General features: G+C 56.5%; 10 protein-coding genes and 3 tRNA genes. 4 read left to right on the forward strand and 9 right to left on the reverse strand.

What is annotated here, in order from left to right; all coding sequences use genetic code 11:
- Positions 1–32 precede the first annotated feature (32 nt).
- Complete coding sequence (locus IB252_RS01725) at positions 33–347, reverse strand: DUF3077 domain-containing protein (RefSeq protein WP_192406454.1); 315 nt, start codon at positions 345–347, stop codon at positions 33–35.
- A gap of 486 nt (positions 348–833) precedes the next feature.
- On the opposite strand from IB252_RS01725, the gene IB252_RS01730 reads away from it, so the two are divergent.
- The 3 genes from IB252_RS01730 to IB252_RS01740 are packed head-to-tail and all read left to right on the forward strand — an operon-like array spanning position 834 to position 2,969.
- Positions 834–1,601: a MarR family transcriptional regulator gene (locus tag IB252_RS01730; RefSeq protein WP_225607256.1), complete on the forward strand. Its 768-nt coding sequence runs from the start codon at positions 834–836 to the stop codon at positions 1,599–1,601.
- 1 nt (position 1,602) lies between these two features.
- A complete protein-coding gene (locus IB252_RS01735; protein ID WP_192406456.1) occupies positions 1,603–2,301 on the forward strand; it encodes a hypothetical protein in 699 nt (232 codons plus the stop codon).
- Positions 2,298–2,969, forward strand: coding sequence for a PP2C family protein-serine/threonine phosphatase (locus tag IB252_RS01740; RefSeq protein WP_192406458.1), 672 nt, complete (start codon positions 2,298–2,300; stop codon positions 2,967–2,969). Before IB252_RS01735 ends, IB252_RS01740 begins: the two co-directional genes overlap by 4 nt.
- Positions 2,970–3,097: 128 nt before the next feature.
- Here the strand turns inward: IB252_RS01740 and IB252_RS01745 are convergent, their stop codons facing one another.
- The 7 genes from IB252_RS01745 to IB252_RS01775 all read right to left on the reverse strand — a co-directional run bounded on the left by IB252_RS01745 (position 3,098) and on the right by IB252_RS01775 (position 13,641).
- Positions 3,098–5,815: an adenosine deaminase gene (locus tag IB252_RS01745; protein WP_192406459.1), complete on the reverse strand. Its 2,718-nt coding sequence runs from the start codon at positions 5,813–5,815 to the stop codon at positions 3,098–3,100.
- Positions 5,802–8,531 carry a hypothetical protein gene (locus IB252_RS01750; RefSeq protein WP_192406461.1) on the reverse strand — a complete coding sequence of 910 codons (2,730 nt, stop codon included), beginning with the start codon at positions 8,529–8,531 and terminating at the stop codon, positions 5,802–5,804. The genes IB252_RS01745 and IB252_RS01750 overlap by 14 nt, the downstream gene beginning before the upstream one ends.
- A gap of 187 nt (positions 8,532–8,718) precedes the next feature.
- A complete protein-coding gene (locus IB252_RS01755; RefSeq protein ID WP_192406463.1) occupies positions 8,719–10,029 on the reverse strand; it encodes a virulence factor family protein in 1,311 nt (436 codons plus the stop codon).
- Complete coding sequence (gene mprF / locus IB252_RS01760) at positions 10,029–12,671, reverse strand: bifunctional lysylphosphatidylglycerol flippase/synthetase MprF (RefSeq protein ID WP_192406465.1); 2,643 nt, start codon at positions 12,669–12,671, stop codon at positions 10,029–10,031. The genes IB252_RS01755 and mprF overlap by 1 nt, the downstream gene beginning before the upstream one ends.
- Positions 12,672–12,949: 278 nt before the next feature.
- Positions 12,950–13,026, reverse strand: a tRNA-Met gene (locus tag IB252_RS01765).
- Between the two features lie 231 nt (positions 13,027–13,257).
- Positions 13,258–13,334: transfer RNA gene (locus IB252_RS01770), tRNA-Met, on the reverse strand.
- 230 nt (positions 13,335–13,564) lie between these two features.
- Positions 13,565–13,641: transfer RNA gene (locus tag IB252_RS01775), tRNA-Met, on the reverse strand.
- A 300-nt stretch (positions 13,642–13,941) separates the two neighbouring features.
- Between IB252_RS01775 and dinB the strand changes: the two genes are divergently transcribed.
- Positions 13,942–15,003 carry a DNA polymerase IV gene (dinB, locus tag IB252_RS01780; protein WP_008153950.1) on the forward strand — a complete coding sequence of 354 codons (1,062 nt, stop codon included), beginning with the start codon at positions 13,942–13,944 and terminating at the stop codon, positions 15,001–15,003.
- A 145-nt stretch (positions 15,004–15,148) separates the two neighbouring features.
- On the opposite strand, the gene IB252_RS01785 is transcribed toward dinB, so the two are convergent.
- A complete protein-coding gene (locus tag IB252_RS01785; RefSeq protein ID WP_111450971.1) occupies positions 15,149–16,102 on the reverse strand; it encodes a hypothetical protein in 954 nt (317 codons plus the stop codon).
- Between the last annotated feature and the right edge of the window lie 2 nt (positions 16,103–16,104).

The following is a 16,104-nucleotide window of genomic DNA, read 5'->3' on the forward strand; positions in this document are numbered from 1 at the left end:
CATTTCCCTGACGGCAATGCGCGTTCAGGCCGCTATTTTTTAGATTCAGCTTTTGTCCGGGCAGGTGGCGGTGGCGGCGTCAGTACCTTCACCGCATCATCAATCACGGCCTTGCTCATTGCCGTCAGATAATGCGCGGCCCAGGCATGTCGGTCGGTGTCTCGGGCGTAGGCAGCGTCTTTAGTCAGCTCCTTGGCAAGGAACAGAAAATCAGAAGCCATGGCTAACGCATCACCGAGGGGGACGTCTCGACTGACACGGAACAGTGGCTGGTTCGAGCAGTAGATGAAGGGGGTGAGGCCGATGGTTTTCAGTTCTGAGGGTGTGGGGGGATTTGTTTTGCTCATTGTTTCGCTCCTTAAAACGAGGAGCTGCCGCATTCGTTACCACACGAATGGGTGGCAGCTGTACGCAGGGTGGTAAACCGGAGGAGCAAAGAAACCGGCAGACCCGAAGGTCTCCCACGCACAGCCGCCATAACACAGGATTACAGACGTAAAAACGCACGAAATCGTGATGGGAGCGGTGTTGCACTTTGCCTAGCCGGGTTACCACACCCGATCGCTGAATGGTCAGCGACGTCCGGAGAGTATCCCGTCGAAGAAAAGCGCAACAAGGCATCAAAGTGCCCAAACGCAAGATTCGGAGTTTGCCTACAAGGTCCGCGGGTGTCATCCGATATTGCGACACCTTGAAGTAAACAAAACTAAACGCGGCGGGGCAGGTTTCTCAGTGAAACCTGATAAATATCGGAAGGGCTTGACGGTTCGGCATTTTCAATGAGACAAGTGTCCACGTTTTATGGAATGTGGACACTTGGAGTTTCTAGCTTCATGAAGAGTCAAGATGTTTTGCTTTTGTTCAAGATGGCCAGCCTGCACGCCCAGGAAGAAAACCTCTTTGGGAAGATGGAATCTGAGTCGAATTCGAACAGGGTTGAGGAATTGTTGAAGCCCCAGCAGATAAATCGAATGCCGGCAGGGGGGCGAGTGGGGGAGTCGCTAGCCACCTACCTTACTGGTGGTGAAGACGTGGTATTCCACCGCCGGGAGTTCGACTCACCTTTGGGCGAGGAGGATGGATGGGAGGGGTGGTCGGAATCCGTACCTTCTGCCCCGCTGACGGGCTGGAGTGAAGCTTACTCGTTGCGTGCGTTGTCAGCGTCTCTTGGGCTAAGCAAAAGTGAGATTTCCAACTCCATGGCAAGATGTCGCGAGTCTGGATTGCTGACCAATGACTACGACACCGGGCTTGCGAAAGTTAATCGGCGAGAGCTACTGAAAATCACCGAGCACGCTCTGAAATACTTTTTCCCCGTGAAGCCGGGCGCAATGGTTCGCGGTATTCCAACCGGCTTCGCAGCACCCGCGCTGTCCAAAAGCATCAAGAGCGCGGGCGGGCTGATTCCGGTTTGGCCTGATGCAGTCGGAACTGAGCGTGGTCAGGCGATAGAGCCGCTCTACAAAACTGTGCCGGAAGCGGTGAAGAAGGACAGAATCCTTTATCACTATCTAGCGCTTGTTGATGCGATCCGTCTTGGCGGCCCGCGAGAGTGTGGTGTGGCGGTTGGCATTCTAAAAGCAGGGATGGGGCTGAAATAACATGTCATCAAATGCTGATCACAACTATGAGCTCATAGAGTTTGTTGCAGACGGCTTGGGGGAGGAGTTTCTCGCTGAGGTTGCCTTCGTCGGCGGTTGCACCACGGCCATGCTGGTTACTGACGCTTCAGTGCTGGACGACATTCGTTTCACCGATGATGTTGACTTAGTGATCGAGCTGGCAGGTATTAGCGCCTGGCAACGCCTCACAGAACGGCTGGCGGCCAAGAACTTCAAGATCACCGGTGAGGATGAAGTTAACTGTCGTTTCCGCTTCAACGACGTCGTCGTTGATGTGATGCCTTCTGATCCTGCAGTTCTCGGATATGCCAATCGTTGGTTCGTGGAGGGGCTGTCGAGGGCTGATAAATTTACGTTGCCCGGCGGTACGGTCATCCAGATATTTAAACCGACCTACTTTCTTGCGACGAAGCTAGAGGCATTTAGCGGTCGCGGTGAGGGCGATCCGTACCACAAAGACGTCGAAGACATCATTATCTTGATTGATGGTCGTACAGAGCTTTTGGAAGAAGTTCGCCAGGCTGAGCCTGAGCTCAAAGGCTTCATTACGACTGGAATTCGAAAGCTCACGGCGCTCAGTGGTATCGACTACGTGATTGAAAGCTCGGGCTCGGTGCAGGCGAATCCAGGTAGAGGGCGAATCATCCACATGCGCATGAAGGATCTGGGCAGCGCATGAAATACACGAGCAGGTCAGTCATCGGACGGACCAGGAAAGCCAATCATGACTGTGCTGGAGCGCTGTGCGACGGCGACAGAGGGCTGTTCGTCATCACGGACGGTACGTCGAAGCCCGGCAGTGGCCAACTGGCTGAATGTTTCGTAAGAGGTGTTTTAGCGGCCTACCCGAAACACATGGATCGGGAGGGTGATATCACTGAGCATGGAGCAGTTGAGCAAATACTTGGTTCAGTGCTGGCCGAGCTTCACCCCACTTTGTATGCGGAGCAGACAGGAACTACGTGTTACCTGATCGGTTTTGCTGCTCATGGGAAGCTCACGCTTGCGTATGAGGGGGACTGTTCGTGCGGTGTAGTGACACCGACAGGCACGATCGAGTGGATTACGCCGCCTCACTGCAAGGCTAATTGGAGGCGCGACCGTTCGCACGGTGAGCTGGCGCAAGATCCGGCTCGAAACAGGGTAACCCGATGCCTGAAGGTTAATCGTGCCCCAGACCCTGACTTTGTCTTTCACCCATTGACCGTCGGTGAGCGACTGGTATTCGTAACCGATGGCTTCTGGGCGGAGTTAACGAAGTCTCAGCAAAGCAGCTTGCTGGCTGCTCCAGATAGCGACTTTATTGCTGTTGAAGACGACATAACGTGGATAGATGTTCAGCTTTAGTCTTGGAATCACAGAACATCTACATGAAGTCAGGCTCGCTGGTAGCGCTTCATGTTTGTTCATGTAAAAAAGCCCCCGCAACCATAAGGAAGCGGGGGCTTTTTTGTGTAGGTTTCCGACCCGGTTTTTCAGAAGCGGTACTGCTTGGCTTCCACACACATCCGGTGAAGTAACTCCTTAGCACTTGCGGGCGACAGGACATGGGCGTGCAGCATTCGCGAAAGGTGGGCGTACTCAAGACGCAACCCGGTCGCGAAAATGCCCGGATCGTCCGAGCCGATTACCACGCTGACAGGACCGTCTACAGGATGCTTGCCAAGACCCAGCCAGTTCCGGGCGTGGTGATCGTTGTAGCACTGGTGGATGCTGATCCGCAGGTTGCTGCTCGGCAGTGTCTCAATGGCAATCGAGCGTTCACGCAACAATCGCAGCACCGCGTTCTGAATGGCTCGGATGACCTTGGGGCGCAACACATCGTTCTCCTGCGAAACGACCACGTCCTCGCGTGCTGCCTTCAGCTCCTCGGTGCTCGCGTTTATGCCGTGTCGGCGTAAGAAGTGTTTGAGTGCATTTGAGTTGCGTTGACGGGCGTTGGCAAAGCAGCGCGCTTCGAACCTTCGATTGGGGTCCACATCCTCCAGACTCACGTTGTGAGCCAGCGGATCAAGTGAACGCAGTTTCCAAGCCTCGGCGAGGAGGTCAGGTGTGATGCGCGGCTCGTTCCAGATCTTCATCGACATGCGCTGGATCTCCGCTTCGATCAATGGCAGGCGATCGATGTGTGTGCGGGTCGAAAGCAACATTTCTCTGGCGAACACCAGGTCGTCCAGTCGATCCTCCACCGGCATGACCACGTAACCGCTGACGGCTTCCCACCATGCCTTCGGGTCTAGACCCGACGCCGTGCCGTGGCCAATCCGGCATCCCGCATCGAAGTCGAGGAAAACAACCGCTTCGTGGATCGCCCGGATCCCGGAGATGATGTGCCCGAAGTCTTCTCCGGCGTGATAGGTGAAACGGCGGATGCCGGCATGTCGCATGCGGCGAAACACCGGGGCGAACACCTCGGGGCCGGCGTGGCGTTCATTGCTGGCGGCATCGATACCGCGAATCAGCGTTTCGAGTCCGGGTGTGCGATGGATCAATGCCACAAGCGCCCGCGCGCGCTGATCGGATTCGTGGCGTACTTTCGCGTCCCGGCAACTCGCGCGCAATTTCTCCCCGCCAAAGAAGTCTTCGCGCTCTTTTTTATGGGTTTGTTTGACGAAGTGCGGCACCAGTCCGAGTCGCAAGCGTCGGGACGAGCGCGGAATATTGCTTTGGCTGGTCTGTTCTCGCCTATTGTCGAGTAATTGATCGTCCCCGACTTCGAGCCTACGGACCCGACTCAACAAGTCCGATAGGGAGCGATACTCGCGTGCTTCACGCATCACCCCGGCCGGCCGCGCAATGCCTTCGCCAAGAAACTCTAGGTAACCGCGCAGAATCACTCCGAGCAATTTTGCGGTGTCATCGGGAGTCATTTTCGGGGTGAACCGGCCTTCCAGAAAATCCACGCCTTTCTGCTGCCCTCGCTCGATTTGCCGGAATCGCTCGGCATAATCTTTCTCCGTCGCCTCGCGCAATTCGTTGAGCGTGATGTGCTGGAACTGGTCGAAACCTTTCTGGTTCGATTGTTGAACAAGTAGGCGACAGAACTGCGCCCGCAGCAGTGCGTAGTGCCAGAAGCGCAAACCTGCGGTGTGATCCAGACGGTTTTCGTCAAAGCCTTTGAGCAGGGACACTAGTTGCCAGGCTTCCTTGACCACTTTGGGTGTTTGCGCAGAAAAGCGACGCAGGCAGTTTTCCTGCGCACGGCGATAGGCCGCAACCGGAGGCTCGCAGAACGTCGGCTCAACGTTGGGCGTCGCGTGGTTCAACAGGCCTGCCTTGAGCGCGGCGGCGTCTTTGACCCGCAGCATCAGTCGTTGCGGTGTAAGGCCCGGATCTTCTTGCTGCAGCAAGCGCTTCACACCGTTGCCGATCGGCACCTTTATGCCGATGTCTTCTTTGATGGTCTTTGCCGTAAGCCCGCCGACGACTTGTTCCGGACGCTCCAGCGCATCGCACCAGACCTTCTCGGCCTCGGTGGTGCCATTGAGGTGCATATGGGTTTCATCTAGCCCCTCGGTCCGGCACAGGTGATCGAGAAACGGATCGTCGTCCACCGGCAAGGTGGAATCGCACAGCCATAGGTTCATCCGGGCGACCGCGCGTTGCAACTCATCGACTGACGGTGTGGCGTCGGACAAGTGCAGGCGCTCCGCCATCCAGGCTGACGTAATCAGCAGTGGCGGAACCACCAGCACGAGATCCTGCCAAGACTCGAGCAACCTTGTCCGAACCCGGATAGAACCATCGTTGCCCTCGCAGAGGAACATTTCGCCGAGGCAGGACAACAGTTCCGGCAGGTTGCCATTCAGATCATCGTCCGTCCTGACCTGCGGTTTCTGGGGGCGACCCAGGCGCAGGCTGCCCGGATACTGATTGGGCAGTGCCGTTCGGCCGTTGATCCGCTTCACTATCCGCGCAATCCGGTTCTCGACTCCCTCATCGGTCAACGAAGGATGGAGTCGGCGCATTTGCACGAAGCGTCCCGTGCAATGCTCTTCGTTCAGATTTGCCTTTTGATCCGGCGTGAAATGCGTGGCTAGGAGGGCCTTATCGGGCGCTAATTTCGACAGACGCTCGAATGCGCGCAACAGATCCAGGTTGGACAGTACGCATTTGGCGTAGTCCACCAGTTCTCGGGCTTCAAACAGCTCGTCTGCAAGGGGCGAGGACTGCTCGGATTTATTTCGTGACATTGCGCGGCACAACGTTCAGGACATCGTAGAAACCGTCCGCAAGCACTGAGCGCTGGTTGGCGGACTGAATGACGGCGCCGATCTTGATCCGGATTTTTGGTGGCGTCAGCCATTTCTCGAAGTCGAGAGAATTTACGTTGTTGAAAGCTGCCTGGTTGCTTTTCCAGTCCTTCAAGGCTGCGAGTGCAGTGCCTTTTAGTGAGCCTGCGGATGATTCACTCCGATTGTCGTCCTCGCGCGGATTGAGGAAAACCCAGACGAGTGGGCAAGAAAGTAGGATGACTGCCAGCGGGTGAAGCGAGAATTCCTTTTTGTTGGCAACGATGCGCAAAAGCGCCTCTCGGAAAGGTCGGTCGGAGGCCTTTGGACTTTCTTTGCGACCGGATAATCCTGAAGTGAGTACCAGGATACCGTGGAGGATGTTGGTGATTTGCCGATGTAGGATCTGTCCGCTTTTCCAGGACGATGTCACTTTTTCATCCAGATCCATCAAGTCATCATGAATTCGCGAAGCAATGCTCCCCAGAATGGCGGGAGAAACTGCTGCATTCAGGTGTTCGCTGCGGGCGAAGGCGTGCCATTCCTTAAGGTTCTGCACGAACTTTTCGAACTGACCATCATCCTCAACGTAGGTTATGCCCTCAGTAACATCCCATTCGTTATCGTTTTGCTCGTCATCCGCATCGATAGAAGTGTTGAGTTCATCGGGTGTTTTTTCACGCTTGAATGGAGGAATGACGGTGGAGACGCTATGTGATGTCAGGTCTGCAACGTCGTCGGACTTCAGTAAGTCTCCTATCACTGCGAAAAGTGAAAGTGCCGAGAGTGACCGAAAAACTTCGCCGCGCGCACTGAACCTTTTGTATACGATCAGGCTCAGAACCTCGCTGAACTTTTCAGTGCGGTCTTGCAGAAGGTCATCGATTGAAAACCAACCCACGCCCTGCCGAACTTGTAGTTTCTCGGCATCACCATCCGAAAGGCTGTTAATCCAGCTAAATGTTGATGCATCGCGGTATGTAGTCTCAAGCTCTGCCTTCAGTTCGGCTATGGTTAATTTTTCAAACTTTTTGCTCGCAAGACCGTAGACGCGCTGTAAATTGTCTTTCCAAGGAAGTCTTCGGGTCAGGCCGACAGAGCCAAAGGAGCTTGCACGCACTCGGCCGATCTCCTGACTGCGAGATCTGTCGATATTGCCGATTCTTGCAGAAATTTCCGGGAGCGACGGAGTGGATTGAGTCCAGAGGAAATTGAATATGGAGGTTCTGACCTCTTTGTCGACGTTCTCGGGGCGCCGCATCATCGTAACGGGCAGTGCGAGCGCAAACAGCGCCCTTAAAGCTCCTCCGTCTTGTGTATGAAGACCTTGGGCAAGTGCCAGCGCCAAGCAATGTAACGCGACGGCCCTTACCGGATCCACCGGAATGCCGAACTGGAGCAAGTCGGGTGCGTCGTCCTGATTAGCCAACCACTCGAAAGCGGATCTCAGGGTGTAATCGAAATTACCTCGTTCAATGAGGTCGGTTGGAACTTGGCTGGTTCTCAGGCGAGTTTCGAATACTTTCAAAATCATTTGGCGACTGGCTTTTTGATCGTCTTGGTTAAGCGCCTGCAGATAGCCAATTACCAGACGCAGGTGTTCCATAGAGACGAAGTCAAAAAAACGCTGTGACTGCCCCTCCTTTTCAAGCAGTAATTTTCGAATCTGCTCGTTAGCCCATAAAGCGAGTTCTTGTTCAGTCTTCTGGTTCTTGCCCTTATTCACGAAAACCTTTGACCCCAGCATGATTCCACCCAAAGGCAGCATCGCAATCCGGTTCTGCGGAGGTACGATTTTCAGAAGGTATTGTTCTTCCAACTCGAGTACCGCATTTCCGAGGTTTTGTTTGTCACCTCCGATGATGCCGGAATCGTATTTCAGAACTTGCTCGCCAAACGTGCTGTAGATATTTCGTCGTAGTAATCGGCCGTACAGATCTGGGTCGCCTGAAAGAAGCAGAACCAAGCGAGGTGAGGTCAAATACTTGCGAATGGTCTCGAGTATCGTGTGGCCGTGGGTAAAGTTCGTATCGACGTCGTCAAAGGCCAGTACGAAAGCTTTCTTTTTTAACATGTCCAGTGCTGTCTCAAGATAAACACCAAACTTGAGCTCGAACAACCGACCTTTCTTTGCCTTATGCAAGCCACGGCTCATGACCCAGTTCGCGTCCTCCCATTCGCTACCATAGGCTGAACTCGATCCGATTCCATCAAGCAACCCAAGGCCTTCAGACAAATTTTGCCGGGCTTTTTGCATTTGTTCGTTTTTGTCTGATAAGTCTTTAATTGCAGCTTCAATCATCGAGACGATGACGATGACAATGTTTTCTTTGGTTTCTATCAGTGTTGGATCAATCATCGGCAGCACATGGAGGTCACTTGATATACCGACAATATCTTGATCTTCTCCATCGTTCAGACGTTGAAGTGCGTTTAGAAGAAAGGTGGTTTTACCGCTGCCGCGTCCACCTTGAACGAGGATCGCGTTGTGCGGCCGTGGATAGCTCAAAGAGGATTCATTGAACTCGGAGTAACGCTTAGAAGGAATCCCCTTCAGTTGTTCGCCGATCAGTCCGTCCAGACGCTTGAGGGCATCCGCCTGCAGGATGTCATCGGGTTTTTCCAGCCTTTCCTTTTCGCTTTTGGAGAGGTTGATTACCAGCGTCTTTGTACTCATTTCGGTTTCCCTTCCTGAAAAATACAAGGAGTTTACTTGGATAGGGTTGTGATGGCGAGATAATGGCGTTGTCACTGAAACGCTGCCGGAATCCACTGGGTTTACCTCCTGACAACGAACCAATTGCTCACAAAAAAGCCCCCGCAACCTTAAGGCTGCGGGGGCTTTTTCTTGTGCGTTGCTCAGATCACTCTGGCGCCGCAGTATTTTGCGTCAGTGCATCCTTGGCCTGGCGCTTGACGATGATGTCCACCAAACGCTGTGCCAAAGCCGGATAGTTCTCGTCGAAGTGATGACCGCCAGGCAGCTTCATCGCCTCTCCAACCGCAGTCTTGTCGGTACAGCCGCTCTCGTCGACTTCCTCTTCACCGTAGATGCACACCACTTTCTCCGGCGGCAGCTTGGCCATTTCCGGGCCGGTGGCGGCTTCTTTGCCGGCGTTGCCGAGCCAGCCTTCGACTTCGATTTCGAAGCTCCCGGTGCGGGCGAAGGCCAGCAGGATAATTGCGTCGACGCGTTGCTGCTCCGATGGCTCCAGGCGGTTGTAGATCGCCGGCAGGACGTCGGCGCCGAACGAGTAACCGGTCAGGATGAAGCGCTTGGTGCCCCATTTCTGCCGGTAGTGCTGCATCAGTTCGGCGAGGTCCAGGGCGCTTTGCTCCGGGCTCTTGTGTTGCCAGTAGTAGCGCAGGGTGTCGATGCCGACGACCGGGTAGCCGATCTTCGCCATCTCGCCCGCTACGTCGCGGTCAAGGTCGCGCCAGCCACCGTCACCGGACAGGAACAGGGTCACGGTGTCCTTGGCTTGGCCGGCGGGCACTTCGACTACCGGGATCTGCAGGCCGCCGGCGGCTTTATCGCCGCCAACGAGGATCTTGCGCAGTTCGTTGTTCAGCACTTGCGGCAGGTTGATGTCGTAGTCGCTGATGCTGGTTTCGGCGTTGGGTTGGTCGCGCACGAAGCCGGCGCTGGTGTCGTCCGGGTTGTCATTCCAGGCCACCAGCCAGTGCCCGTGAGCGGCGCTTTTCGGTAGCAGGTGGGTGCAGCCTGGTTTTTCCAGGGCCAGGTCCACCGAGACGGCTTGAGCCTTGTCGTTCTTCTGCTCGGACAACCAGCGCCACGCCAGCACGGCGCCAGGGCCGATGCCGCTGACCAGGGTCGCCGGGCCTTTGAGTTCTCTGAGGGCCGATTGCAGGGCGCGACTTTGCAGCAGGCAGTCTTTGGGCAGGATCACCTGAACAATCTGCGCCGAACCGGTGCGGCTCAAGGTCATCAACTGTTTGTTGCTGAGCTTCTGGTCTTCATTGACCGCCACCAGCACCTGGGCGCGTGGCGTGTTGCCGGGGATGACACGGGTCATCGCGGCGCCATCGGCCGGCGTCAGCTGTTCGAGGGTCGGTTCGGGCGCCGGGCGTTTCAGGTACCAGTAACCGCCACCGAGAATCAGGGCCAGCACTACCAGTGTGGCCAGTACGTACCGCAAGGAGCGTTGAATCATCAGCGTTTCACCAATCCAGTCAAGCCGCCCGCAATCAGGGCAGCAGTGTCGGCCAGGGCAACCAGCGGATCGAGTCCGGCGGGCACGGCCATATAACGGGGTTCCCAGTCAGGCTGGAATTTGTCTTTGAAACGGCGCAAGCCTTGAAAGTTGTAGAGCTGCTCACCACGGCGGAAAACCATCGAACCCAGACGCTGGGTCAGTGGGGCACCACGACGGGGTTGCAACCCCGACAACGGCACCATGCCCAGGCTAAAGCGCGCGTATCCATGATTTTTATAATGTTGAATCAGGCCGACCATCATGAACTCCATGGTCAGCTTGGGGGCATCGGGGTGCGCGCGCATCAGATCGAGGCTGGCCAGGTCATGACCATAAGTCTCGAGCAGGTTGGCGAACGCCACTGGGCGCCCTTCGAAACGAATCACCGCGACGCGGAAATGTTTGAGGTAATCATCGCTGAAACGACCGAGGGAGAAGCCTTTCTCGCGCACGTTCTTGCCGGTCAGCCAGGCATCTGAAATTACCTTGAGTTCTTCCATCGGTGCTTGCCCTGGATCAAAGATCTCCAGCGACAGGCCATCGCGAGTGCCGCGGTTCCAGGTGTAGCGCAGGTCTTTCATCTCTTTGCCTTTGGCCTCGAGATCAAAGCGATGCAGATCGACCCGGGCTTCTTCGCCGAGTTTGATCGCGGTCAGGCCGATGTCCATGTAGTACGGCAGGTTCTCGGCGCGCACTTGATAGAACACAGGGCGGGCGTGGTGGATGTCGCAGAGGTCGCGGAACTGCCAGATCATTTCCGCCCGTTGCTGGGTCGGGCCGATCGGGTCATACAAGGCCACCAGGCTGCGACCACGGCGGGCGTACATGAGGAACGCCTCGTCGTTGGGGTGAAACAGCAACGCCTTGTCACCGGTCAGTGCGAGGCCACCATCCGGTTGTGCGGAGGCCATCAGGATCTTTACCGCGCGGTCCAGCTCATCGGCCGTTGGCAGATGGATCACCGGGCGCGCAGTGCGCAGCAGCCAGGTCAGGGACACCACCACCAGCAGCACCGCGGCGCCGAGCAGCGAGCGCAAGCCACGCGGGGCATCGGCGTCGAGGGTGAATTGCCACCAGAGCTGATGACTGTACGGGACGTCCTGATAGGCGAACAGCAACAGCCAGATCGACGCACCGAGTACGCACAGGCTCGCCACCAGATACAGCGGCGAGAACGGCACCTCGGTCAGGCGGCTGGGGCGATAGAACGAGCTGCGGAAAACCCCCAGCAAGCTCGCAGTTAGCGTCAGCAAGCAGGCTTCTTCCCAATCGAAACCCTTGAGCAGAGAGAGCAGGGCTGCGACCAGCAACAAGATGGTGGTCAGCATCCAGGCGGCCGACAGTCGGCGGCGCAGCCCTTGAGCCAACAGCAAGCAAAGCACGCCGATCAGGCTGGCACCGAAGTGCGAGGCGTCGACCAGTCGATGCGGGATCAGAAAACCGATGTGCTCCAGGCGTGTGTCGATTTCCGGGGTGGCGCCGGAGAACAGCAGCACCACGCCGGACAGAAACACCAGCACTGCCAGAATCGGCGCGGCCAGACCGGACGCAACCCTTAAGGACTGACGCGATTGAAACAGGCGCTGCCCTTCGTTGATCAGCAGGAATACGCAGGCCACCAGCAACGGCAGCACCACGTAGATCAGGCGATAGAGCAGCAGGGCGGCAGCGAGTGGCGCAGCGCCGAGTGTGTTGGAGAAGGCGGCCAGCAGAATCGCTTCGAATACCCCGACGCCGCCGGGAACGTGACTGAGCACTCCGGCGGCCAGGGCCAGCAGGTACACCAGCAAGAATGCGCCGAAGGGTGGCGCTTCTGGCAGTAACAGATAGAGCACGGTTGCCGCGGCGGCAACGTCCAGGGCCGTGATGATCAGTTGCAGGAACGTCAGGCGTCGGCCCGGTAGGCGCAAGGTGCGGCGTCCGACCTTGACCAGCAGGTTGTCCGGGTAAGGTTGCTCTGGCAGGCGGCGGCGGTAAATCCCGATGGCCAGTACGCTAAAGAGCAGCAAAACGGCCACGGCGATGGCACCCAGCATTGTCTCGGACAGACCCAGGGCGGCAGAGGCGCCAGGCAGATTGCTGAGGGTGGCGAGCGCCGCCAGTGGGGGCAGGGCGCAGCCGAGCGAGAGGCTGGCGAACAGCGTCATGTGAGCGACTTCAGAAGCGCCCAGGCCATGGCGTGCATATAAACGGTAACGAACCGACCCCCCCGAGAGCATCGAGAGGCCGATGGCATTGCCGATGGCGAAGGCGGTGAACCCGCCGAGGGCCAGGATTCGTGGCGCCAGTGCCACGCCCGCGTAGCGGCTGGCCGACCATTCGTAGCCCAGCAGAATGATGAAGCCGACCACGGTCGCACCCAGCGCACCCAATAATGCCGGTTTCGGAACGTCGAGAATCGAGTCGTGCAGAGCGTACAGATCGAGTTCGCTCAGCAGGTGGCGACAGGCAATCAGCGCGATAGCGAACAACAGCAAAGTGACGGCCAGGCCGATGGGCTGACGGTATTTGCTGATTCGATCAAGCAAGCGCAGACGCTCGGCCTTGATCGGTTGTGTCACTGTGACGGTGTCTTGTGAATCAGACGAGTTGGCGCGCATCAATCACCTCTTGGATTGTGCGCGACAGGATGGGGGTATCCAGCCAAGTTACCAATCCCTGTAGAAAAAAATAATCACAAATATTAACGCCTCTCACCGGCTATCGGCGATGGTACGTCATCAGTCGTAGAGGGTTCTGTCTGTGGCTCAGCATAGTCTGGACTCAGAGCATGGGTGAACCCGAACGGCTCGCTACACAATGGCAGATCATTGTTGCGAAAGGACTTTTTCAACGGATACAAAAAAGGCCACTCTTTCGAGTAGCCTTTTTTGATGTTTGGTTGCGGGAGCCGGATTTGAACCGACGACCTTCGGGTTATGAGCCCGACGAGCTACCAGACTGCTCCATCCCGCGTCTGTGTGGCGGCATTCTACAGGCGAACGCTGGAGTGTCAACCGTTAATCCTGAATAGGGTCAAATAAGCGTAAATGAGCGGCGAACGGTCGTGGGGGAGACTTAAGTTTCGGAATCGGAACGATTTCTCATTCCGCGCCGTCAGCCGTTACCCGCTCGTATCCATGCTCAGATTTACAAAAGAGACGCGCACAAAAAAGGCCACTCTTTCGAGTAGCCTTTTTCGATGTTTGGTTGCGGGAGCCGGATTTGAACCGACGACCTTCGGGTTATGAGCCCGACGAGCTACCAGACTGCTCCATCCCGCGTCTGTGTGGCGGCATTCTACAGACGAACGCCGGAGTGTCTACCGTTAATCCTCAATAGGGTCAAATTAGCGTAAATGAGTGGCGAACGGTCATGGGGGAGGCTTAAGTTTCGGAATCAGAACGATTTTTCAATCCTGCAACGTCAGCCGTTGCCCGCTCTTGCTATCTCGCATTTACAAAAGAGACGCGCACAAAAAAGGCCACTCTTTCGAGTAGCCTTTCTTGATGTTTGGTTGCGGGAGCCGGATTTGAACCGACGACCTTCGGGTTATGAGCCCGACGAGCTACCAGACTGCTCCATCCCGCGTCTGTGTGTCGGCATTCTACAGAGGATCGGCAGGCTGTCAACCTTCAATCCAGAGAAAACCTCTTCCCGTTCAATCGCTTAGCTCAAAAATAGGGCTGAGTGATTGGCTGTAAGGTCGGTGTGGCAAGGCTTTCAGCTCTATCGGGTGAAGCTTTTCGATTAAGAAAATAAATTCATCGGCACTTTTCCTACAAGTTGAAAAGAACATTCAGAGTACTGGTGCTATATACAGGTGTCAGTGAGATACTGCCAATCTGACTCGCCAGTACGCCATTTCTTCACCATGAACACTGCTTTTATATGACGCAGCGAAAAATCATCCACGTCGATTGTGACTGCTTCTACGCCGCCATCGAGATGCGTGACGACCCGCGCCTGGCCGGGAAGCCTCTGGCAGTGGGCGGTTCTGCGGATCGACGTGGAGTGATCGCCACCTGCAATTATGAGGCGCGGGCTTATGGGGTGCGCTCGGCCATGTCTTCCGGACATGCCTTGAAGCTGTGCCCTGACCTGACCATCGTCAAGCCACGCATGGATGCCTATAGAGAAGCCTCTAAGGAAATTCATACAATCTTTCGCGATTACACCGACTTGATCGAGCCGCTTTCCCTGGATGAGGCCTACCTCGACGTGTCTGACAGCGCGCATTTCGGTGGCAGCGCCACGCGGATCGCCCAGGACATTCGCCGTCGCGTTTCTAATCAACTGCACATCACCGTTTCGGCGGGCGTTGCGCCGAACAAGTTTCTGGCCAAGATCGCCAGCGACTGGAAGAAGCCCAACGGCTTGTTCGTCATTACGCCGGATCAGGTCGAGGATTTTGTCAGTGGTTTGCCGGTGAGCAAGCTGCACGGCGTTGGCAAAGTGACCGCAGACAAATTAGGCAGGCTTGGCATCGTCGATTGCTCGCATCTGCGTGAATGGGACAAGTTGGCGCTTGTGCGCGAATTCGGCAGCTTCGGCGAGCGACTCTGGAGTCTGGCCCGTGGGATCGATGACCGATTGGTGCACAACGACAGTCGTCGGCAGTCAATCAGTGTCGAGAATACCTACGACGTGGACTTGCCGGATCTGGTGAGCTGCCTCGATAAATTACCCGAGTTACTGGAAACCCTGGCCGGCCGCATGGCGCGAATCGACAGCAGCTATCGACCGGGCAAGCCGTTCGTCAAAGTGAAATTCCATGACTTCACCCAGACCACTCTGGAGCAGGCCGGGGCAGGGCGGGATTTGGGGAGCTATCAGTTGTTGCTGACCCAGGCGTTCAATCGGGGCGGGAAGCCGGTGCGGTTGCTGGGGATCGGGGTGCGGCTGGAGGATTTGCGGGGCGGGTTTGAGCAGATGGAGTTGTTTGAACGGTAGTGGCAGGGTTTTGGTGCTGTTGTGAATGTCAGGCCGCTTTCGCGAGCAAGCCCGCTCCCACAGTTGACCGCGTTATTCAGACGAATGCGGTCAACTGTGGGAGCGGGCTTGCTCGCGAAAGCGGTTTGACGAAGCTTTTTGGCTTTTAGTTCGGTCCCGGATCCGCGACCAGTCGCCCGGCATCCTTGGTCAATGACTTGAGGAATTCGGTCTGCAACTCGGGATCGTTGCGCGTCAGTTCGATCAGGCTTTGTTCCAGCTCGGTGGCTTCCTCTTCCAGGCCCAGTTCCGACAAACGTTTGACCCGGTGTACCCACTGGCTCACTTCGTCGTCTTCGAGGTCGTCGTAAATCAGCCCGTGAGCTTCGAGCAGCTTACCGCGCAAGGAGCTACTGACCGCCAGGGACGAATTGGTGTGCACCTCGTCCTGAGCATCCTGGACACTGATCAGCAGCCGGCTCAGATGATTGATGTCGTGTTCGGCGAACGGGCTGTCCAGCAGGTTCACGCGCAATACACCGTTTTTGTCGGTGCTCATCTCGAACGTTTCCTTGCCGGCCTTGACCTCAACCGGACGCTCGCTCCATGGCAGGCTTGAGTATTCGGTGCGCTTGTCGAGCTGGACCTCGTCGATTCCCGCCAGGTTCTGTTGCGCGCGACCATGAGACTGCACGTTCATGAACGGGTTGAGCCCGGCGAAACCGTAGCTCAACCAGTCTTTCGTCACGCTGTCCGGCAGGTTGCCGAGGGCGAATACGTTGACCACGTTCGCACCGACACCGGCCACCACGGCCACCGCACCCAGCGGGATCTCGTAAGCCTCCCGCCAGGGTTGGTAAGGCGTGTAGCGGTCGTAGTGGCGTGTGACTTCGAATTCGGTGACTTCGAAAGTCTTCTGCTCCTGGATCTTCACCCGACGTTGCGGCAGCTCAAGCACCTTTGGCTCGCCGACATCGATCTGCAGGCTGTGATCGAGCAATTTACGCTCGACACGTTCCTCGTGCTCGCTGCGTTGTGACATGTGATTGGCACAGCCGCTGACCAGCAGGGTGCCGCACAGGGCGGCACCACCGAGGCCTAAGGTGTTTCGCTTGAACATGA

Source organism: Pseudomonas sp. PDM10, assembly GCF_014852295.1.
Taxonomy (GTDB): Bacteria; Pseudomonadota; Gammaproteobacteria; order Pseudomonadales; family Pseudomonadaceae; genus Aquipseudomonas.